The organism is Tateyamaria omphalii (assembly GCF_019802125.1).
Classification (GTDB): Bacteria; Pseudomonadota; Alphaproteobacteria; order Rhodobacterales; family Rhodobacteraceae; genus Tateyamaria; species Tateyamaria omphalii_B.
Map to the genome: position 1 here is coordinate 1,139,330 of NZ_JAHVHT010000001.1, position 20,248 is coordinate 1,159,577.

Genomic DNA, 20,248 nt, shown 5'->3' on the forward strand with positions numbered 1-20,248 from the left:
ACTGGAGCGGGACCTGTCTGTCACGAATTTGTGTCAGGTTTCGGTTTTGTCGGGCACATGCCTTTGTCTGGCGGGACCGCGGTAGTTCTGCGTCAACCGCGGTTCGACCTCGGACCCGTCCTTGAGGTGGATCAGGATGCCTTTGCCGGTGGAGGCGCCGCGCATGGCCTTGATCTGGTCCTCGGACCGGGTGGTGCGCTGTGACATGCGCAGGCCCCAGTCGTGCAAGTGTGCGAGCAGTTTGGCTTCGATGTCTTTGTGCGCATCCGTTTTGGCGAGGTCGTGCAGCTCGTTGGGGTCGCTTTCTAGGTCGAAGAGCATGTTTCGCAGGCCGGGGGCTGCGCAGTGCATCAACTTGTAGCGTCCGTCGAAGACCATAAAGAGGCGGCAGTCTCTGGGTTCTAGCCCCAGTTTTACGGCAACGGGGGTTGCCGAGAAGTCGTATTCTGAGATTGCGTATTTGCGCCAATCAGGCGTTTGGCCTTGGAGCCAAGGCAGGAGGCTGCGCCCTTCTATGATGTGATCGGGCACCGTGCCGCCTGCCGCCTCAACGAAGGTGGCGGCGAGGTCTATGGACTCGACCAGCGCATCGCAGGTGGTGCCGCGTGTGGTGCTGGCGTTGCTGCGCGGGTCATAGACGATCATGGGCACTTTCACCGAAGGGTCATGGAACAGGTTTTTCTCGCCCAGCCAGTGGTCGCCCAGATAGTCGCCATGGTCGGATGTCAGCACGATCATGGTGTCTTGCATGCGCCCCGTGGCTTCGAGGTGGTCGAGCAGGCGGCCGAGTTGGTCGTCGCATTGCTTGATCAGGCCCATGTAGGCGGGGATCACTTTCTGGCGCACGTCTTCGTCCTGGAAGGCGCGGCCGACGGGGCCGTTCATGAAGGCATCGTAGACCGGGTGCGCGTCCTTGGTTTCCTCATCAGCGCGGGTGGCTGCGGGTACGTGTTCGGGCCCGTACATGGAGTGGTAGGGCGCCGGGACGATGTAGGGCCAGTGTGGTTTGATGTAGCTGAGGTGCGCGCACCATGGTTCTGTCGCCTGGTCGATGAAGCGGATGGCTTCGGAGGTGAGCCAGGGCGTTTCGCTGTCTTCCTCGCGGATGTTGGCGGGCAGGTCGGTGTTGTCGAAGAACCAGCCGGAGGCGATTTGGCCGTCCTTGACGCCTGCATTCGCGTAGTCGGCCCACGGGTTGGTGCCGTCGTAGCCTTGCGACTTGAGGTATTCGTTGTAAGGGCTTCGTCTTTCATCATAAAAGCCGTCCGGTCCTTCGGCCCAAAGCCCGTCGTCGCGCACCCAGGGATCGAACCCGCATTCCGAGGTGCGCACGCCGATCAGGCTGTCGGGGTCGAGGCCCAGTCGTTCCATCCCTTCGGCGTCCACGGTCATGTGCGTCTTGCCGATCAAGTGGCAGGACATGCCGATCTTGCGCAGGTGGTCGCCCAGCGTCTGCTCGCCGACGCGCAGGGGGAAGCCGTTCCAATGCGCGCCGTGGGAGGAAGCGTAGCGGCCTGTGTAGTAGCACATCCGTGAGCCGCCGCAGATGGGCGATTGCACATAGGCGTTGGTGAACCGCACGCCCATGGCCGCCATGCGGTCGAAGTTCGGGGTGTGCAGGTGTGGATGTCCTGCGCAGCTGAGGTAGTCGAACCGCAGCTGGTCATACATCACAAAGAGAATGTTCAAGGTCGGTCAGTCCCCGAGGGTTTGCAGCCGCTCCCGTACGGCCATGACCGAAGAGTAGGTGGAGACGGAATAAGGCACAAGGAAGGTGAGTGCGCATTTGGCCCATGCCACGCCGTCCATGGTTCCGGAGGAGATCCGGTCGCCGTGGTTGATCATGGCGATGATGACGCCCACGACAAAGGCGATCTTGGCTGCGCGTTTGACGACTGTGCGGTCGGTGGCGATCTGCAAGGCTGTGGGATGTGACATACGGCGTCTCCTCGGTCCAGAGGTGGACCGATTGGTTCCGAAGTGCAATGGGCGCGTCGGCGGGTGCACGGAACTGTGAAGGAGGGGTGGAGCGGGTAACGGGAATCGAACCCGTAACTAAAGCTTGGGAAGCTGCCGTGATACCTTTTCACCATACCCGCGCTCGAAAGTTGGGATAGGCGTGGGGGCCGCTGGCGTCAAGCGGGTTTGCGGGCGGTGTAGATGTGGATGCAGGCGGGGATGCGCAAGCCGAGGTCGGTGTCAAACTGGGCGATGGCGTCGGCGACGGCCTCCGACACTTGCGCTGTCGTCGGTTCGTCTGCCTGGTGATAGTCGAGCGCTCGCTGGGCGGGTCCGATCTTGAGCAGAAGGGCGGCAGTGTCCGTGGCGTTTCCGGGGGGCGTCAGGTCGAGATGCACTGTTTCGACGCTCGGGTCGGTCAGTCCGGCCCTCGTCATCATGTCCAGCACACGCGCGCTGTCTTCGAACGCGAAGGGGCCGGGTAGGGTGCGGTCAACCTTGGGCATCTCGCCCAGTACACCCACGGCTGCCTTGGCGGGAACCATGAAATAGGGGTTTTGCGGGGCGGGCCCCCAGGCGGCAAAGGTCATGGTGCCGCCGGGCGCGAGTGCGGTGTCGAGGTTGGCGAAGGCGGCGACCGTGTCGTTGAAGAACATGACACCGAAGCGGGAGATCATGGCGTCGAAGTGGGTGTCGAACCTATGTGTTTGCGCGTCCGCTTTGAGGAAGGATGTATTTGCCGCTGACGTCCTCCGTGCCGCCAGATCCAGCATGGTCTGTGAGATATCGAGGCCCGTGACGTGCCCGGACGGGCCGACATGGCGCGCCGCCTCTGCCACGCTGACACCGGTGCCGCAGCCGATATCCAGCACGCTGTCGCCCGGCATGAGCGGCGCGCGGTCCAGCAGAAGGTCGAGCACGGGTGCCAACAGCGCGTCCATGCTTTCCTGTTCCGACACCCAGTTCGGGCCAGCGTCCGAGGTCCAGAATTCTTCCTGCTCGGCGTTGCTCATGCGCGTCTCCGCCGGCGGCGTCCACCTTCGGCGTCGCCGCCCGTGTTGAAGCTGACATCGGGCAGGTCGACGATGCCGTTCAGGATGGGGAACGGGTCGGCGGAGTTGGGGATGGCGGAGGCGTTTACGAAATGCTCTTGGAAGCGAGGTTCGATCGCCGTTTCGATCTTGTGGATGCGGCGCACGGTCTCTTCGATCTCGCCCCGCGCGTCGCGGTTCAGGAGCGCGATGCGTGCGCCGGTGCCGGCGGCGTTTCCGGCGGAAGTGACCTTGTCCAAGGGCGCATCGGGGATCATGCCTAGAACCATGGCGTGTTTTGAGGAAATATGCGCGCCGAAGGCTCCCGCCAGCACGACCCGGTCCACGGTATCGACGCCGAACTTGTCCATCAGCAGCCGCGCGCCGGAGTAGAGCGCCGCCTTGGCCATCTGGATGGCGCGGATGTCGGGGTTGGTGATGGTGATCTTTGGCCCGCCGGAGGCAGAGCCGTCGTGTAACACATAGGCTTGGGTGCGTCCGTCCGGTACGCAGCGCGGGGTACCGGTCTGTTCGGCGCTGCCAATCAGGCCGGAGGCGTCGAGCAGCCCGGCAAGCCGCATCTCAGCAATCGCTTCGATGATGCCCGAGCCACAGATGCCGGTGATGCCGGTGCCCGCTGCGGCTTGTTCAAAGCCGTCCTCGTCCGACCACATGTCGACGCCGATGATGCGGAACCGTGGCTCCTTGGTCGTGGGATCGATCTCGACCCGTTCGATGGCGCCGGGGGCCGCGCGCTGGCCTGCGCTGATCTGCGCCCCTTCAAAGGCGGGGCCGGTGGGCGACGAACAGGCGAGCACCTTGTCGCGGTTGCCCAGCAGGATTTCGGCGTTCGTGCCCACGTCCACGACCAGCATCAGGTCATCGGATTTGTCAGGTGCTTCACTCAGCGCCACGGCGGCGGCGTCGGCACCCACGTGGCCCGCGATGCAAGGGAGAAGGTAGATACGCGCGGAGGGGTGGATGTTCAGGTCCAGATCATCTGCGCGCAGGCGCAGGGCGTTCGATGTGGCGAGCGCGAAGGGGGCCTGTCCCAGCTCGAACGGGTCGATGCCCAGCAGCAGGTGGTGCATGACCGGGTTGCAGACGAAGACAGCGTCCACGATCAGCCCCTTGTCGATCTCGGCCTCGGTTGCGATCTGGGTGAACAGGGCGTTCATCCCCTCGCGCACGGCTGCTGTCATTTCTGCGGCACCACCGCTGTTCATCATGCCGTAGCTGACGCGGCTCATCAGGTCTTCGCCAAAGCGGATCTGTGGGTTCATGATGCCCGATGACGCGACCACATCACCGCTCGTCAGGTCACAGAGGTGGGCCGCGATGGTGGTGGACCCCAGGTCGACGGCGAGGCCGTAGACAGCGCCCTCGTAATATCCAGGCCAGATATGCATGATGCGTGGCGCGTTTTCGTCGTCACCAAGGTGAATGGCGACGGTGACCTTCCAGCCGCCCTTGCGCAGCACCGGTTGAAGGTCCTGCAGGATGTGCAGATCGGCGTGGATGTTGGTGATGCCCCAGTCGGCCTCAATGGCAGCGACCAGCCTCTCCAAATCGCCGGACGGGTCGTGCATGTCGGGTTCGGCCACTTCTACATAGTAGAGCTTGGTCGAGGGGTTCATGACGATGTCCCGCGCCTCGGCCCGTTTGCGCACGACCTGCTTGTGGACCTGGCTTTCGGGAGGCACGTCGATCACAACGTCTCCCTGCACGGTGGCCTGACATCCAAGGCGACGGCCGTCGATGAGCCCGCGCTTGGACTTGTAGCGTTCTTCGACGCTGTTCCATTCGGAGAGTGCGTCCTGGGCGACCGTCACCCCGTGCTTGGGAAACTCACCATAGCTTGGCGTGATCTGGCATTTCGAGCAGATGCCGCGCCCGCCGCAGACAGAATCCAGATCCACGCCAAGCTGCCGTGCGGCGGTCAGGATGGGCGTGCCGACGGCAAAATGGCCGCGCTTGCCGGAGGGGGTGAAAACGACGAGTGGATCGGTGCTCATGGACGCCTCGGATGACTTGCTTGCGCATACCATAGTGGCCGGGCGGGCAGGGGAAAGGTGTCAAACGACATGAGCCGATCCCATGGCGGCAGATTGCCCCTTTCTTCTGGCTGAAAATACTTCGGGGGTGAGGCGCATCGCGCCGAGGGGGCTGGCCCCCTACACCCTATCCATTGGCGCGGGCGTGGAAGATGAAGCCCAACAGGTTCATCAGCAGCTGAGCTGCCAGAATGGCGGTCGATCCGGTGGGATCGTAGTCGGGCGCCACCTCGACCAGATCAATGCCCACGATGTCATGTCGCTTGGCCGCCGCTTGCAGCATTTCCAGCACGTCGTAGTAGAGAAACCCTCCATGGCTGGGCGTGCCGGTGCCCGGCGCGATGGAGGGGCAGAAGGCGTCGATGTCTATGGTGACGTAAAGCCGCGCGCCTGCCGGGATGCGGTCGATCACGCCTTGGGGACCAAGGGCGCGGGCCTGCCGCACCGACAGGATGTCGGAGCCCATGGCGCGGGCGTCATCGTAGCCTTCCTTGGCCGTGGAGCTGACATTGCGGATGCCGACCTGGGTAAGCCCGGTGACATAGGGCTGCTCTGCTGCCCTTCGCATGGGGTTGCCGTGGCCGTGCCGGACACCGTGGCGTTCATCGACGAAATCCAGATGCGCGTCGATCTGCAGGATGTGGATGTCACCCTGGCCGTCGAAGGCGCGAATGCAGGGGATGTTCACCGAGTGGTCGCCGCCGATGGTGACGGGCAGGGCGCCTGCGGCGAGGGCCGCGCGCACGCCTGTTTCGATGTTGGCGTGGGAGCCATCGGTGTCGGTGTGGATGATGTCGGCGTCGCCCATATCCACGATGCGGACGGTTTCGGGCAGGTAGGTCGCGTCGTCCTCGTGATCGTAGGCGCCTGCGTGGCCGAAGCTGAAGAGCGTCGACGCCTCGCGCACCGCCCGCGGCCCGAAGCGCGCGCCGGAGCGCCATTGGGTGCCTGCATCAAAGGGGGCGCCGAGGATTGCGACATCGGCGGCGATGCTGCTCCAATCCTCGACATAGGGCCTCTTGCCAAAGGTGGAGATGCCCACGAAGGGCAGGTTCAGGCGGCCGGTGTCGTAGCTGTTTTTCATCGCTGCACTCTGCGCAGAGCCGGTGGCCCGCGCAAGCCGCCGATTTGCCCCTTTCCATTTTTGCCGCCCCGTGAAATAGGGAAGCGTCAAACGAACCCTTCCAAGGAGACCCCCATGGAGATTCGCGAGGCGCTCACCTTCGATGATGTTCTTTTGGTTCCGGCCGCGTCCAACGTGCTGCCCACGACTGCGGATACCCGCACGCGGGTGACCCGCAGCATTGCGTTGAACATCCCGCTGCTCAGCTCTGCCATGGACACGGTGACCGAGGGCCGCATGGCCATCGCCATGGCGCAGGCCGGTGGCATGGGCGTCGTGCATCGCAATCTCGATATCGAGGCGCAGGCGCAGGAGATCCGGCGGGTGAAACGCTTTGAAAGCGGGATCGTCTATAATCCGATCACGCTGAGTGCCGATCAGACCCTCGCTGATGCCCGAGAACTGTCTGACCTCTATGGCTTTTCCGGGTTTCCTGTTGTTGACGAGAACCGGCGTGTCGTGGGCATTGTGACCAACCGCGACATGCGGTTTGCCGAGAATGACAAGACGCCTGTGTCGGTCATGATGACGACCAAGGATCTCGCAATCCTTCACGAGCCCGCAGACCGGGACGAGGCGATCAGCCTGATGAAAGCGCGGCGGATCGAGAAGCTCTTGGTGACGGACGCCGACGGCAAGTTGACCGGTTTGCTGACGTTGAAGGACACGGAGAAGGCCGTATTGAACCCGACGGCCTGCAAGGACGATCTGGGCCGGCTGCGTGTCGCCGCCGCCTCGACCGTGGGCGATGCGGGCTTCGAGCGGTCGGAGGCGCTGGTGGACGCAGGCGTCGACATGATCGTGATCGACACCGCCCACGGGCACTCCGAGGGAGTGGCAGAGGCTGTGCGCCGGGCCAAGAACCTGTCCAATGAAGTGCAGATTGTTGCTGGCAATGTCGCGACAGGCGAGGCGACGCGCGCATTGATCGACGCAGGCGCGGACGCGGTGAAAGTTGGCATCGGTCCCGGTTCCATCTGCACTACGCGCATGGTCGCTGGTGTCGGCGTGCCTCAACTCACTGCTATCATGGATTGCGCCGCTGCCGCGGGTGACATTCCGGTGATTGCCGATGGCGGTATCAAGTTCTCTGGCGATTTTGCCAAGGCCATCGCCGCAGGCGCGTCCTGCGCCATGGTCGGCTCCATGATCGCGGGCACGGACGAAAGCCCCGGTGAGGTGATCCTGTACCAGGGCCGCAGCTTTAAATCCTATCGCGGCATGGGCTCGCTGGGTGCGATGGCGCGCGGCTCGGCCGACCGGTATTTCCAGAAGGACGCGGCCAGCGACAAGCTGGTGCCCGAAGGGATCGAGGGGCAGGTGCCTTACAAGGGATCGGCAGGCGCCGTCATTCACCAACTGGTGGGCGGTCTGCGCGCCGCAATGGGCTATACCGGCTGCGCCACCGTCGACGAGATGCGCAAGAATTGCAATTTCGTGAAGATCACGGGCGCGGGTCTGAAGGAAAGCCACGTGCATGATGTGCAGATCACGCGCGAGTCCCCGAACTATCGCGTTATGTGAGATATCAAGGTGTTCTGGCGGCTTGTTGATGTGGATGTGATCGCATGACGCCGGGGGCACGTGTAGCGGCAGCCATAGACATACTCGACGCAATTGCTGCCGGGCAAGCCGCCGAACAGGCGCTGAGCAGGTGGGCGCGGGCCAGCCGGTTTGCCGGGTCAAAGGACCGGGCCGCCATCCGGGATCATGTGTTTGATGTGTTGCGTCACTGGCGCAGCGATGCGTCGCGCGGCGGGGCTGATACGGGGCGCGGCAGGATGATCGGACGGTTGCGTGCGCAGGGAATTGACCCCGATGCGCTGTTTGATGGCCAGGGTCATGCACCCGCGCCGCTCTCCGACGCTGAACGCGGTCGCGGCGCGCCGCCAAGCGATCAAGGCGCTGCCTGGGATCTGCCCGACTGGCTGGTCGCGGTATTCGAAGACAGCCTTGGTGCGCAAGCCGAGGAAGCCGCGATTGCCCTGACGCGCCGTGCCCCTGTGACCGTGCGGGTGAACATTTCGCTGACAGACATTGCGGGCGCACGCGCCAGCCTGGCCAAGGATGGCATCGACACCGTGCAAAACCCGCGCGCCGATACCGCACTGACCATAACCGACGGCGCGCGCCGCTTGCGCAACAGCGCGGCCTATCGACAAGGTCACGTTGAGATACAGGACGCATCGAGCCAGGCCGCCGTCGCGGCTCTGAACGGTTCGGGACGGGCGCTTGACCTGTGCGCAGGCGGCGGCGGCAAGGCCCTGGCGCTGGCGGCGCGGGGCTGGTTCGTGACGGCCAGCGACATTGATCCCAAGCGGATGAAAGACCTGCCGGACCGCGCGGCACGGGGGCAGCACCGGATCGACATCTGCCCTTCGGATCAACTGGACGGATCGGCGCCTTTCGATCTGGTCTTTGTCGACGCCCCGTGTTCCGGGGCCGGCACGTGGCGGCGCACGCCCGAAGCCAAATGGGCGCTGACGCCGGATCGATTGGCAGCATTGTGCGCCATGCAGCGCGATGTGTTGACCAGGGCCGCGCCGCTTGTCGCGCCCGGTGGGCTGCTGGTTTATGCGACATGCTCTATCCTTGAATGCGAGAATAGCAAGCAATTGGAATGGTTTGCTGGCCGAAATTCACTCTTCGACGTCACTGCCGAGACGCATTGGGCCGTCGATGATTGGGGTGACGGGTTTTACAGCGCGCACTTGACGCGCATGGGTTGAGCGGGCTTTACTCAACCTCAGGTTTATTGTGGCCAGATGTTTCGCTTTCTTGTAATGACATCCATTGCCGGAGACGGGCGCCAGTTAAGCGGTGATTAACCGTTTTCCTCGCAGAAATGGCGCAACGAATCGCAAAGGTGAGGTGTCTGGTGTCCGACAGCGTGCAAACGCCCTTTCGCTTGAGCCGCCCGGAACGGGGCGGATCGCACCGTGCCGTAAGCCTTCTGGGGGCGTCCGCCCTTCTGGGGGTAATGGGTGCACTGGCGCCGGAGCGTTTGATTCAGTTGGGTCTGCTGGCTGCTGCGCTGACGTTTTTCGGTCTCGGCCTGACCTTCATGCTGTCGGATCGGCGGTCGCGGGCCAGGCAGGACACCGCCCTGGCCAACATCGGTGCGTTCATTGAAAAGGATGCCTCGCCCAGCTTTGTCTGTACGGCGGATGGAGAGGTGCTGCGCGCCAATGCCGCCGCGCGGCAGGCCTATGCCACGCGGCGCGGCGAGACATTGGCCGGCACGTTGCGGAACACTTTTGCAAATCCCGGCGGCATCCTGTTTCGATTGAAAAACCAGGCGGCGACGGACGGTGCTGCCCGCGAGGACATCGTGACGCGCCGTGGCCACATGCGCCTGGCCGTGCACCACATGGATGATGATACACTGCTGTGGCGGCTCGAGGCTGCGCCTGATACCGGGCAGGGGCGTGGTGTGGACGGGCCGGGTTTGCCGATGCTGATGGTCGGGCGCACTGGTGCGATCCTGTATATGAACGAAAGTGCGCGCAAGCTGATCGGGTCGCGGGTCAAGACATTGGAATCGGTGTTCGATCGTGTGCCCGTGGCATCCGGCGCTGTGAGCGCGTTGACCACGAATGATGGCCCGGTAGATGTGCTGGTGACGCAGATCGAAGCCGGGGCCGGGCGGAACGCCTACTATCTGCTGCCGCCGCCCGAAGACGGGGTCGGGACAACGGGAAGCTGGGCTTCGTTCGAGGATCTACCCGTCCCTCTGGTGCGCTTTTCGCCTGAGGGAGAGGTGCGCAGTTTCAACCGCAGTGCGGCTGATCTGATCGGTCCGGCCCTGGTGGCGGGCGAGCATATTTCGGACCTCATGGCCGGATTGGGCCGCCCGATCACGGATTGGCTGGAGGAGACCGTGTCGGATCGCGCCGTGCAGCAATCGGAATTTCTGCGTCTGACACGGGCGGACAAGGAGATGTTCGTGCAGGTCGCCCTGAACCGGATGCAGGAAGATGGCGAGGTGTCGATCATCGCGGTGCTTGCCGATGCAACCGAGTTGAAAACGCTCGAGGCGCAGTTTGTGCAAAGCCAGAAGATGCAGGCGATCGGGCAGCTTGCCGGCGGCGTGGCGCATGATTTCAACAACCTGCTGACGGCGATTTCGGGGCATTGCGACCTGCTGCTGTTGCGGCATGATCAGGGCGATCCGGACTATAGCGACCTGGTTCAGATCAACCAGAACGCCAACCGGGCCGCGGCCTTGGTCGGGCAACTGCTGGCTTTTTCACGCAAACAGACCTTGCGTCCTGAGGAACTGGACCTGCGCGACACGATGTCCGATCTCACGCATCTGTTGAACCGGCTGGTGGGCGAGAAGGTGACGCTTACGCTGTCGCACGATCCGGTTCTGAAGCCGATCCGCGCGGACAAAAGGCAGTTGGAACAAGTGTTGATGAACCTGGTCGTAAACGCCCGCGATGCGATGCCCGAGGGCGGCGAAATTCAGATCCAGACCGAAAGCATGACCCTGACCGAACCTTTGGAGCGGGACCGCGTCAACGTGCCCGCGGGCGAGTACATCTGCCTGCGCGTTGTCGATCAGGGGGTCGGGATATCGCCGGACAAGCTGCAAAAGGTGTTCGAGCCCTTCTACACGACCAAGAAGACGGGCGAGGGCACCGGTTTGGGCTTGTCCACCGCCTACGGCATCGTGAAGCAGACCGGCGGGTTCATTTTTGTCGACAGCACCTTGGGGCAGGGCACGTGTTTTTCCATCATCTTCCCGGTCCTCGAGGCCCCGGCGGTCAAAGCGCCCGCACCCAAGGCGCCCGCGAAGGTGGTGGAGCCCAAACATGGCGACGGGGTGATCCTGCTGGTGGAGGATGAAGCGCCGGTACGTGCCTTTGCCAGCAGAGCATTGCGGCTGCGCGGATACACGGTGCTGGAGGCGGATTCTGCCGAGGCAGCGCTGAAGACGCTGGAGGACGCGACGCTGAACGTGGATCTGTTCGTGACGGATGTGGTCATGCCGGGCAAGGACGGTCCATCCTGGGTGCGTGAAGCGCTGCAGGACAGGCCGGATGTGCGGGTCGTTTTCGTCTCGGGCTATGCCGAAGACCGGTTGAGCGATCAGCAGCGCGAGATTCCGAATTCCGTGTTCTTGCCAAAACCGTTCTCACTGAACGATCTTGCCGAAACCGTGCACCAGCAATTGCACTGACCGTCAGTCGGTCGGGATACTGTCATAGAGTGCGAATTCTTCGGCGAATTTGCGGCGGAACCGCCGTTCGACATCTTCCGACAGTTCCACCGGCCGCGCCGGCGAGACGTTCTCGCGCCCCAGCTCGAATGTCACACCAAGCCGCTCATTCAAAAAGGATTGCAGGCGGTCTTGGTCTTCGTACCGGAACAGGTGGGTCACGCCGGTGCCGTTGGGTTGGCGTTCGAGAAACTTGAACTGGCTGCCTACATTGGCAAATCCGGGGCGTTGACCTTTCATGTAGGCCAGCACGAAATCGTCGAAGCTGATGTTGTGGGTGGCATTTGGCTTTCCTTCCATGAAGGGTCGCTGGCGATATCGCCACCAACTGCCGAGCCAGCTGATGGGCTCGCGCATGACCGCCATCACCTCGAGCTCGACATCGCAGACCTTTTCGAACATGGGGCGGATGAACCGGTTGTAGCGGTAGACCGGTGCGTGTTTCAGATCCGGCGGCTCTGAAATGACGAGATCCGCATGGGGCCGCAGCGCTGTCTCATAAGCCGATGTCCCTGTTTTGGGCACCGACAGGAAGGCCAGTCTGGCCTTGTAGAACACCATCATATCCCGCCCCGATCATTTTTTTGTCGTCCTGTTGGCGCGTAAACTACTCTTTAACCGCTCGTCGCAAAAGGTGGACGTGTAGAAATTTATTGAAATGTTCCCGGTTTGATCTCATAAGGAACGCAAGGGGAACATCGACGCAGCCGCGGCAGTGATTGCCGCCCCCCGGCGGGTATGACACAAAGGACCAAAGCAATGGCAACGGCAGACCTTTTGACCATGACAGACAAGAAATCGGCAGACAAACAAAAGGCGCTCGACAGCGCGCTGGCCCAGATCGAACGGCAGTTCGGCAAAGGGTCGATCATGAAGCTGGGCGATGAAAACGCCATCCAGGACATCAAGGCGAGCTCGACCGGGTCGCTGGGTCTGGACATTGCGCTTGGCATTGGTGGGCTGCCGATGGGCCGGATTGTCGAGATCTATGGTCCTGAATCTTCGGGTAAAACCACGTTGACGCTGCATTGCGTGGCCGAGCAGCAAAAGGCTGGCGGTGTATGTGCCTTCGTCGATGCAGAGCACGCGCTGGACCCGCAGTATGCCCGCAAGCTGGGTGTGAACCTCGATGAGTTGCTGATTTCGCAGCCCGATACTGGCGAACAGGCGCTTGAGATCACCGACACTCTGGTGCGGTCCGGTGCCGTCAACATGGTCATCGTGGATTCGGTTGCGGCGCTGACGCCCAAGTCCGAGCTTGAGGGTGACATGGGTGATTCCAGCGTCGGCGTGCAGGCCCGCCTGATGAGTCAGGCAATGCGGAAGCTGACCGGGTCGATCAGCCGCTCGAACTGCATGGTGATCTTCATCAACCAGATCCGGATGAAGATCGGCGTCATGTTCGGCTCGCCCGAGACGACGACAGGTGGCAACGCGCTGAAATTCTACTCCTCCGTCCGGCTCGACATTCGCCGCATAGGCGCGCTGAAGGATCGTGACGAGGTCGTCGGCAACGCCACCCGTGTGAAGGTCGTCAAGAACAAGGTGGCGCCGCCCTTCAAGCAGGTCGAGTTTGACATCATGTACGGCGAAGGCATCTCGAAAATGGGCGAGTTGCTGGATCTAGGTGTGAAGGCGGGCGTTGTCGAAAAGTCCGGTTCCTGGTTCAGCTATGGTGATGAGCGCATCGGGCAGGGGCGCGAGAACGCCAAGACCTTCCTGAAGGAAAACAGCCGCATCGCGCTGGATATCGAGGACAAGATCCGTGCCGCACACGGGTTGGATTTCGACATGCCGCCGCATGAACAGACCGAGGATGATGATATCCTCGAGGCCTGACCGGTCGGGCACAGGGGACCAGGCCCGGAACGTCCCCGGCGTGCCAGACGTGGCGCGGACAATACTGGGAACGGGGTGTCGCGACGGCGGCGCCCCGTTTCGTTTGTGGACACCGCCGCGGCGCAGCGCTATGTCAGTGCGACCAATCAGACGCCCGGACCCACGCCCATGCCATCGCTCAACGACATCCGCTCGACCTTTCTGAATTACTTTGAAAAACAAGGGCATGCGGTTGTGCCGTCCAGCCCGCTGGTGCCGCGCAACGACCCGACGCTGATGTTCGTGAACTCAGGGATGGTGCAATTCAAGAACCTGTTCACCGGGTTGGAAAAGCGCGACTACACCCGGGCGACGACGGCGCAGAAATGCGTGCGCGCGGGCGGCAAGCACAATGACCTCGACAATGTGGGCTATACGGCGCGCCACCACACGTTTTTCGAGATGCTGGGCAACTTCAGCTTTGGCGATTACTTCAAGCACGAGGCGATCCCGTTTGCATGGAACCTGATCACGGGCGAGTTCGGCATTCCGAAGGATCGGTTGTATGTCACCGTCTACCACACCGATGACGAAGCGTTTGATATCTGGAAAAAGGTGGGTGTGCCCGAGGACCGGATCATCCGCATCGCGACGTCCGACAACTTCTGGCAAATGGGCCCAACCGGTCCCTGCGGTCCGTGTACCGAGATTTTCTATGATCATGGCGATCATATTTGGGGTGGTCCTCCCGGTTCCCCGGAAGAGGATGGCGACCGGTTCATCGAGATCTGGAACATCGTGTTCATGCAGAACGAGCAGTTCGAGGATGGCTCGATGGTCGATCTGGATATGCAGTCCATCGACACTGGGATGGGTTTGGAACGGATTGGCGCGCTGCTGCAGGGCAGCCACGACAACTATGACACGGATCTGTTCAAGTCGCTGATCGAGGCATCTGCCGATGCGACAAGTGTAGACGCTTATGGTGATCATAATGTTCATCACCGGGTGATTGCGGACCACCTGCGCTCGACCTCGTTCCTGATTGCCGATGGGGTGATGCCGTCAAATGATGGGCGTGGCTATGTGCTGCGACGCATCATGCGGCGCGCCATGCGCCATGCGCATCTTCTGGGCGCGAAGGACCCGGTCATGTATCGGCTTGTGCCAGCGCTGGTGCAGCAGATGGGCGCGGCCTATCCGGAGCTGGGGCAGGCGCAGGCGCTGATCACGGAAACACTGCAGGCGGAAGAGACGCGGTTCAAGCAGACGCTGGATCGTGGTCTGAAGCTGCTCGATGACGAGGTGGCCGGGCTGGGTGAAGGTGCTGACCTGCCGGGTAAGGCGGCATTCAAACTGTATGACACCTACGGCTTTCCGCTGGATCTGACGCAGGATGCGTTGCGCGAGAAGGGGCTGGGTGTCGACACGGATGGCTTTGACGCGGCCATGGCCGAGCAGAAGGCCAAGGCGCGTGCTGCCTGGTCGGGCTCGGGTGAGGCGGCGGATGCGACTGTGTGGTTCGACGTGGCCGAGGCCAGTGGTGCGACCGAGTTCTTGGGCTATGACAGCGAAACGGCCGAAGGGCAGATCGTGGCGCTTGTGGTCGACGGTGCGCAGGCTGACACGGCTGGTGACGGTACCAAAGTGCAGATCGCAATGAACCAGACGCCGTTCTATGCCGAAAGCGGTGGGCAGGTTGGCGATACGGGTATCATCCGCACCGAGAGCGGTGAGGCGCGTGTGACCGATACACGCAAGACGGCGGATGTGTTCGTACATGTGGCTGAGGTCACAAAGGGAAGCCTTTCCAATGGGGAAGCGGCTGTTCTTGAAGTAGATCATGCGCGCCGGACAAACATCCGTGCGAACCATTCGGCCACCCACCTGTTGCATGAGGCGCTGCGCGAAGCCTTGGGTGATCACGTCGCCCAACGGGGCTCGCTCAATGCGCCGGACCGGCTGCGCTTTGACTTCAGCCATGGCAAGGCGTTGAGCCTTGACGAGTTGAACACCGTCGAGGCCGAGGTGAACGCCTATATCCGCCAGAACGCCCCGGTCGAGACGCGGATCATGACGCCGGACGATGCGCGCGCGCTTGGGGCGCAGGCGCTGTTTGGTGAGAAGTATGGCGATGAGGTGCGCGTCGTGTCGATGGGCACGCAGGCTGGCTCGGGCAAGGGTACGGGCGGTGACACCTATTCGCTGGAACTGTGCGGCGGCACGCATGTGCGCCAGACCGGTGACATCGGCGCATTTGTCACGCTCGGCGACAGCGCGTCGAGCGCCGGTGTGCGCAGGATCGAAGCGCTGACCGGGCAGGCGGCGATGGACTATCTGCGCGGCCAGGACCATCTGTTGGCCGAGACGGCGACCGAGCTGAAGACGCAGGCGCAGGATGTGCCCGCGCGGGTCAAAGCACTTATGGATGAGCGCAAGGCGTTGGCCGCTGAAGTGGCGCAGTTGCGCCGGGATCTCGCCATGGCGGGTGGTGGTCAGGCCGCGCCGGAGGCTGAAGAGGTGAACGGTACGCCGTTCCTCGCCCAGGTTCTGAACGGCGTGACGGGCAAGGATCTGCCCGCGCTCATTGACGAGCATAAGAGGCGCATGGGCTCCGGGGCGATCCTGTTGATTGCAGATGCGGACGGCAAGGTTGCCGTCGCTGCTGGCGTCACGCAGGACAAAACAGAGAGTGTGAACGCCGTCGATCTCGTCAAAGCTGCTGTTGTCGAACTCGGCGGCAAGGGCGGCGGTGGTCGGCCCGATATGGCGCAGGGCGGCGCCAAGGATGCAAGCAACGCGGACGCGGCCATCGCGGCGGCCAAAGCGGTTATGGGAGGGTAAGATGCCAGCACTCTGGATTGCGCATGTCACGGTGACGGACGAAGAGGCGTACAAGAAATACGCCGCAGGTGCGACGGTCGCCATTGCAGAGCATGGCGGTACGTTCATCGCCCGCGGCGGGCGTTACGTGCAGCTTGAGGGCAAAGACCGTCCGCGCAACGTCGTGGCCCGGTTTCCGGACGTGGAAACGGCGGAACGCTGCTATCATTCGGACGCATACCAGGCGGCGCTCGAACACGCTCGTGGCGCATCAGAGCGCGAGCTTCTGATTGTCGAGACCACGGAATAGGTCTTCTTCTGACTGGAAATACCACGGGGTCCGGGGCAGAGCCCCGGTTTTGCCTTAGGACGCTCGCGCCATCCGTTTGCGTTCGTGCGGGTCCAGATACCGCTTGCGCAACCGCACCGCGTTCGGCGTGACCTCGACCAGCTCGTCGTCGTCAATATAGGCAATCGCTTCTTCCAGTGACATGGTGACCGGCGTGGTCAGCCGCACCGCTTCATCCGAGCCGGAGGCGCGCACGTTGGTCAGCTTCTTGCCTTTTAGCGGGTTCACTTCCAGATCGTTGTCGCGGCTATGCTCGCCGATGATCATGCCGGTGTAGACGTCCGCCTGCGCGCCGATGAACATGCGCCCGCGCTCTTCAAGGTTCCACAGGGCGTAGGCCACGGATTGGCCGTTCTCCATGGAGATCAGCACGCCCGCGCGGCGGCCCGGGATGGGGCCCTTGTGCGCGGCCCAGCCGTGGAAGACCCGGTTCAGCACGCCGGTGCCGCGTGTGTCGGTCAGGAACTCGCCGTGATAGCCGATCAACCCGCGCGAGGGGACGTGAGCCACGATACGGGTCTTGCCTGCGCCTGCGGGCTTCATCTCGACGAGTTCGCCCTTGCGTGCGCCGGTCAGCTTTTCGATGACCGCACCCGAGTATTCGTCATCCACGTCGATGGTCGCCTCTTCGATGGGCTCCATCCGCTGGCCATCCTGCTCCTGGAACAACACCTGCGGGCGCGAGATGCTCAGCTCGAACCCTTCGCGGCGCATATTTTCGATCAGGACACCCATCTGCAATTCGCCACGACCGGCCACTTCGAATGCTTCGCCGCCGGGGGTGTCGCTGATGCGGATGGCGACGTTCGATTCCGCTTCTTTCATCAGCCGGTCGCGGATGACGCGGCTTTGCACCTTTTTGCCGTCACGGCCCGCGAGCGGCGAGTCGTTGATGCCGAAGGTGACTGTGATGGTCGGCGGGTCGATGGGTTGGGCGGGCAGGGCCTCCGACACCGATGTTGCGACGATGCTGTCGGCCACGGTGGCCTTGGACATGCCTGCCAGCGAAACGATGTCACCCGCTTCGGCCCTGTCGATGGGCTGCTGTTGCAGGCCGCGGAAGGCGAGGATCTTGGTGCAGCGGAAGTTTTCGATCAGCGTGCCGTCACGCGACAGGGCTTTGACCGTCTCGCCCGGCTTCAATGTGCCGGATTCGACGCGGCCCGTCAGGATGCGTCCGATGAAAGGATCGGCGCCGAGTGTTGTGGCCAACATGCGGAAAGGTTCGCCCTTGGCTTCCAATTGCTTGGGGGCGGGGACGTGGTCCACGATCAGATCGAAGAGTGCCGACAGGTCCTCGCGCGGGCCGTCCAGCTCCATGTCGGCCCAACCGGAACGGCCGGAGGCGTACATGGCCGGGAAATCCAATTGGTCGTCATCGGCGCCGAGATTGGCAAAAAGGTCGAAGCATTCATCAAGCGCGCGATCGGGCTCTGCGTCCGGCTTGTCGACCTTGTTCAACACCACGATGGGGCGCAGGCCGAGGGCGAGCGCCTTGGACGTGACGAACTTGGTCTGCGGCATCGGCCCTTCGGCTGCATCGACGAGCAGAACGACGCCATCGACCATCGACAGGATCCGCTCCACCTCGCCGCCGAAATCGGCGTGGCCGGGGGTGTCCACGATGTTGATGCGTGTGCCTTTCCACTCCACCGACGTCGCCTTTGCCAGAATGGTGATTCCGCGCTCGCGTTCCAGATCGTTGCTGTCCATCGCCCGTTCCGTCGTGGCCTGGTTGTCGCGGAAGGTGCCCGACTGTTTCAGCAGCTCGTCCACCAGCGTGGTCTTGCCGTGGTCGACGTGGGCGATGATGGCGATGTTGCGCAGATCCATAGAACGGGCCTCATGAGTTGTTGCCCGGCCCATATAGCGCCGCAGTGCAGAATGAAAGGTCTAGTGTGTCGCTGTCTTCGAGAAGAGCTGTATGACCACGATACCCCCGATGATCATGGCAAGGCCCAGCACCGCCGGCAGGTCGAGCCGTTGACCAAAGACCGCAAAGCCAATGAGCGCGATCAGCACGATCCCAAGCCCGGACCAAAGCGCGTACGCGATGCCGACGGGGATGTATTTCAGAGCAATGCCCAGAAAGTAGAAGGCAAACCCATAGGCGACGATCACCAGCACGGTCGGTCCAGCCCGCGTAAACTGGTTGCTGGCCTGCAGGGCGGTCGTGCCAATGGTTTCCGCGGCGACGGCCACGATCAGGTAGATGTAGTGCAACGGCATGAGGTCACCGTGGGAAGAGGATGCCCGTCCATGTCGGCGGGCATCCCCAAACGTGTCAAGCGGCAGGTATCCTACATCACCAACAATGCTCGCTTCCCTGTGGTCTGATCCAGACCCGAGAACATCAAGCTGAGGGTACACCCGCGGTGATGTCACAAGGGCAGGGCGGTGCTGTCCTTGATCTCTTCCATCACGAAACTTGCCGACACGTCGGCGATTGGCACCTGTTCTATCAACTGCTGATAAAGCGCATCGTAGCCATCCATATCCGGCACGCGGGCGCGGATCAGATAGTCGAGGTCGCCAGTCATTCTGTATACGCTGAGTATACCCGGAATGACGCGTGTCGCGCGGTTGAACTTGTCTTGCCATCCCGGGTCGTGACTGTGCGTCCTGACCTGCATGAAGACCATGAGGCCAAGACCCACAGCCTTCGCATCGACCAGGGCTACACGGGAGGTAATAGCCCCCGATTCCTCAAGCGCTTTTACCCGACGCCAGCAGGCGTTCCGGCTGAGGCCGACATCGGCCCCCAGCGTTTCAAGCGACTGCCCGGCATCGCGCTGCAGCGCATTCATAATTTTTACGTCGATCGCATCAAACGTCATCTTACTTCTCCGAACCATGGGAGTATTTTACATAAAAACTGCTCTACTCAGAAAGATTTGGGAACATGTACCACGCATCGCGCCGTACGTTCATGTCAGATAAGCACGAGGTCCCATGATTACACGTATCTTTCTGACTCATCCGCGCAGCGTCGATGAAACCTATGCCGAACATGCCGTTTTCGCAGGTAGATTCGCCTTTGAGTTGCTGCTGGCCGCAGGCGCTGCGGCAGTGCATGCAGTGCTTCCCTGCCTCTTTGAAAAGACGGCAAGCCGTATGATCGCCGACATGTATGCCAGGACCCATAACAGGGGAAAAAACTAGGTTGCGATGTAGCGGTCGCGTCGGTGGTTGAAGGTGATGATCATATTCAAAATGACTGCGCCCAGCAGTGACCATGCCACAACAGTCAAGGGGAAAAGGAGCGCCGCGATGGTGAAGATCACGGCGTCGGACAAGAGCTGAACATATCCCGCCTTGAACCCCGTTGTGTCCTGCACAAGCAGGGCAACCACGCCGAGCCCACCGAGTGAGCCGTTGTGCCGGAACATGGCAAGCAAGCCGGTACCCACCGTTGCACCAAAGATCGCCGCGCCAATTGCCGGGTGCAGGCTGTCGATCGTGAAGCCAAGCGGCAGAAGGTCCGTCAACAGCGACAGCGCCGTCACCGAGATCAGGGATTTTACGGTGAATTCCAGTCCGAGCCGTTTGTAGGCCAGCGCATAGAACGGCAGGTTGATGACGAAGAAAACCGCTCCGAACGACCAGCCTGACAGGTAGCTGATGATAACAGCTATGCCCGCCGTCTGACCGGTGATCAGGCCGGCATGGGTCAGGAACTGCATCCCGACGCTGCACAGGAATACGCCCAGACCCAGACCCTGCGCGTCGTCCAGCGGTGTGTGCGCCACTTTGGTTTCGTCGATTGTCACCATGGTCGCGGGTTATGGCGGCGAGACTTGCAGCGCCAGCCATTTGCCTACGAAACGGGCCCGTCCAAGACGGGCCCGAGTGTCATGCTTGGATTTT

Annotated in this window: 17 protein-coding genes and 1 tRNA gene; 7 read left to right on the top strand and 11 right to left on the bottom strand. The window is 62.3% G+C overall.

What is annotated here, in order from left to right:
- Positions 1-33 precede the first annotated feature (33 nt).
- The 6 genes from KUV51_RS05625 to speB all read right to left on the bottom strand — a co-directional run bounded on the left by KUV51_RS05625 (position 34) and on the right by speB (position 6,128).
- On the bottom strand, positions 34-1,689 hold the full coding sequence (locus KUV51_RS05625; RefSeq protein ID WP_222520595.1) for a sulfatase-like hydrolase/transferase: 1,656 nt from the start codon (positions 1,687-1,689) through the stop codon (positions 34-36).
- A gap of 6 nt (positions 1,690-1,695) precedes the next feature.
- Positions 1,696-1,938, bottom strand: a complete 243-nt coding sequence (nrtS, locus tag KUV51_RS05630; RefSeq protein WP_222520596.1) for a nitrate/nitrite transporter NrtS — start codon at positions 1,936-1,938, stop codon at positions 1,696-1,698.
- Between the two features lie 87 nt (positions 1,939-2,025).
- Positions 2,026-2,099 (bottom strand) — tRNA-Gly (locus KUV51_RS05635).
- Positions 2,100-2,135: 36 nt separating this feature from the next.
- Positions 2,136-2,972: a class I SAM-dependent methyltransferase gene (locus KUV51_RS05640; protein WP_222520597.1), complete on the bottom strand. Its 837-nt coding sequence runs from the start codon at positions 2,970-2,972 to the stop codon at positions 2,136-2,138.
- Positions 2,969-5,005 carry an ASKHA domain-containing protein gene (locus KUV51_RS05645; RefSeq protein WP_222520598.1) on the bottom strand — a complete coding sequence of 679 codons (2,037 nt, stop codon included), beginning with the start codon at positions 5,003-5,005 and terminating at the stop codon, positions 2,969-2,971. The genes KUV51_RS05640 and KUV51_RS05645 overlap by 4 nt, the downstream gene beginning before the upstream one ends.
- 166 nt (positions 5,006-5,171) lie before the next feature.
- A complete protein-coding gene (gene speB, locus KUV51_RS05650; protein ID WP_222520599.1) occupies positions 5,172-6,128 on the bottom strand; it encodes an agmatinase in 957 nt (318 codons plus the stop codon).
- Positions 6,129-6,242: 114 nt separating this feature from the next.
- Here speB and guaB point away from each other — a divergent pair, with 114 nt between their 5' ends.
- The 3 genes from guaB (at position 6,243) to KUV51_RS05665 (ending at position 11,352) form a co-directional block, all read left to right on the top strand.
- Complete coding sequence (gene guaB, locus KUV51_RS05655) at positions 6,243-7,691, top strand: IMP dehydrogenase (RefSeq protein WP_222520600.1); 1,449 nt, start codon at positions 6,243-6,245, stop codon at positions 7,689-7,691.
- A gap of 44 nt (positions 7,692-7,735) precedes the next feature.
- Positions 7,736-8,896 (top strand): RsmB/NOP family class I SAM-dependent RNA methyltransferase, encoded by a 1,161-nt coding sequence (locus KUV51_RS05660; RefSeq protein WP_222520601.1) that lies wholly within the window; start codon positions 7,736-7,738, stop codon positions 8,894-8,896.
- Between the two features lie 251 nt (positions 8,897-9,147).
- On the top strand, positions 9,148-11,352 hold the full coding sequence (locus tag KUV51_RS05665) for an ATP-binding protein (protein ID WP_222521255.1): 2,205 nt from the start codon (positions 9,148-9,150) through the stop codon (positions 11,350-11,352).
- Between the two features lie 3 nt (positions 11,353-11,355).
- Here the strand turns inward: KUV51_RS05665 and KUV51_RS05670 are convergent, their stop codons facing one another.
- On the bottom strand, positions 11,356-11,955 hold the full coding sequence (locus tag KUV51_RS05670; protein WP_222520602.1) for a gamma-glutamyl kinase: 600 nt from the start codon (positions 11,953-11,955) through the stop codon (positions 11,356-11,358).
- A gap of 195 nt (positions 11,956-12,150) precedes the next feature.
- Here KUV51_RS05670 and recA point away from each other — a divergent pair, with 195 nt between their 5' ends.
- The 3 genes from recA to KUV51_RS05685 all read left to right on the top strand — a co-directional run bounded on the left by recA (position 12,151) and on the right by KUV51_RS05685 (position 16,342).
- The gene (gene recA, locus KUV51_RS05675; RefSeq protein WP_222520603.1) at positions 12,151-13,230 is read left to right on the top strand and encodes a recombinase RecA; all 1,080 of its coding nucleotides are present in this window, start codon (positions 12,151-12,153) and stop codon (positions 13,228-13,230) included.
- A gap of 168 nt (positions 13,231-13,398) precedes the next feature.
- Positions 13,399-16,053, top strand: coding sequence for an alanine--tRNA ligase (alaS, locus tag KUV51_RS05680; RefSeq protein WP_222520604.1), 2,655 nt, complete (start codon positions 13,399-13,401; stop codon positions 16,051-16,053).
- Position 16,054: 1 nt separating this feature from the next.
- Complete coding sequence (locus tag KUV51_RS05685) at positions 16,055-16,342, top strand: DUF1330 domain-containing protein (protein ID WP_222520605.1); 288 nt, start codon at positions 16,055-16,057, stop codon at positions 16,340-16,342.
- A gap of 54 nt (positions 16,343-16,396) precedes the next feature.
- On the opposite strand, the gene typA is transcribed toward KUV51_RS05685, so the two are convergent.
- From typA to KUV51_RS05700, 3 genes are all read right to left on the bottom strand, one after another.
- Complete coding sequence (gene typA, locus KUV51_RS05690; protein ID WP_222520606.1) at positions 16,397-18,214, bottom strand: translational GTPase TypA; 1,818 nt, start codon at positions 18,212-18,214, stop codon at positions 16,397-16,399.
- Positions 18,215-18,274: 60 nt separating this feature from the next.
- A complete protein-coding gene (locus tag KUV51_RS05695) occupies positions 18,275-18,610 on the bottom strand; it encodes a DMT family transporter (RefSeq protein ID WP_222520607.1) in 336 nt (111 codons plus the stop codon).
- A gap of 152 nt (positions 18,611-18,762) precedes the next feature.
- Positions 18,763-19,218 (bottom strand): Lrp/AsnC family transcriptional regulator, encoded by a 456-nt coding sequence (locus tag KUV51_RS05700; protein ID WP_222520608.1) that lies wholly within the window; start codon positions 19,216-19,218, stop codon positions 18,763-18,765.
- Between the two features lie 115 nt (positions 19,219-19,333).
- On the opposite strand from KUV51_RS05700, the gene KUV51_RS05705 reads away from it, so the two are divergent.
- Positions 19,334-19,543 carry a DUF6356 family protein gene (locus KUV51_RS05705; protein WP_222520609.1) on the top strand — a complete coding sequence of 70 codons (210 nt, stop codon included), beginning with the start codon at positions 19,334-19,336 and terminating at the stop codon, positions 19,541-19,543.
- Here the strand turns inward: KUV51_RS05705 and KUV51_RS05710 are convergent.
- Positions 19,540-20,154, bottom strand: coding sequence for a YitT family protein (locus KUV51_RS05710; protein WP_222520610.1), 615 nt, complete (start codon positions 20,152-20,154; stop codon positions 19,540-19,542). The two genes, KUV51_RS05705 and KUV51_RS05710, sit on opposite strands and share 4 nt — an antisense overlap.
- Positions 20,155-20,248 lie beyond the last annotated feature (94 nt).

Excerpts from the sequence above, each read along its gene's own strand:
- nrtS (WP_222520596.1), bottom strand. The coding sequence starts at position 1,938 with ATGTCACATCCCACAGCCTTGCAGATCGCCACCGACCGCACAGTCGTC.
- KUV51_RS05640 (WP_222520597.1), bottom strand. The coding sequence starts at position 2,972 with ATGAGCAACGCCGAGCAGGAAGAATTCTGGACCTCGGACGCTGGCCCG.
- KUV51_RS05645 (WP_222520598.1), bottom strand. The coding sequence starts at position 5,005 with ATGAGCACCGATCCACTCGTCGTTTTCACCCCCTCCGGCAAGCGCGGC.
- speB (WP_222520599.1), bottom strand. The coding sequence starts at position 6,128 with ATGAAAAACAGCTACGACACCGGCCGCCTGAACCTGCCCTTCGTGGGC.
- guaB (WP_222520600.1), top strand. The coding sequence starts at position 6,243 with ATGGAGATTCGCGAGGCGCTCACCTTCGATGATGTTCTTTTGGTTCCG.
- KUV51_RS05660 (WP_222520601.1), top strand. The coding sequence starts at position 7,736 with ATGACGCCGGGGGCACGTGTAGCGGCAGCCATAGACATACTCGACGCA.
- KUV51_RS05665 (WP_222521255.1), top strand. The coding sequence starts at position 9,148 with ATGGGTGCACTGGCGCCGGAGCGTTTGATTCAGTTGGGTCTGCTGGCT.
- KUV51_RS05670 (WP_222520602.1), bottom strand. The coding sequence starts at position 11,955 with ATGATGGTGTTCTACAAGGCCAGACTGGCCTTCCTGTCGGTGCCCAAA.
- recA (WP_222520603.1), top strand. The coding sequence starts at position 12,151 with ATGGCAACGGCAGACCTTTTGACCATGACAGACAAGAAATCGGCAGAC.
- alaS (WP_222520604.1), top strand. The coding sequence starts at position 13,399 with ATGCCATCGCTCAACGACATCCGCTCGACCTTTCTGAATTACTTTGAA.
- KUV51_RS05685 (WP_222520605.1), top strand. The coding sequence starts at position 16,055 with ATGCCAGCACTCTGGATTGCGCATGTCACGGTGACGGACGAAGAGGCG.
- typA (WP_222520606.1), bottom strand. The coding sequence starts at position 18,214 with ATGGATCTGCGCAACATCGCCATCATCGCCCACGTCGACCACGGCAAG.
- KUV51_RS05695 (WP_222520607.1), bottom strand. The coding sequence starts at position 18,610 with ATGCCGTTGCACTACATCTACCTGATCGTGGCCGTCGCCGCGGAAACC.
- KUV51_RS05700 (WP_222520608.1), bottom strand. The coding sequence starts at position 19,218 with ATGACGTTTGATGCGATCGACGTAAAAATTATGAATGCGCTGCAGCGC.
- KUV51_RS05705 (WP_222520609.1), top strand. The coding sequence starts at position 19,334 with ATGATTACACGTATCTTTCTGACTCATCCGCGCAGCGTCGATGAAACC.
- KUV51_RS05710 (WP_222520610.1), bottom strand. The coding sequence starts at position 20,154 with ATGGTGACAATCGACGAAACCAAAGTGGCGCACACACCGCTGGACGAC.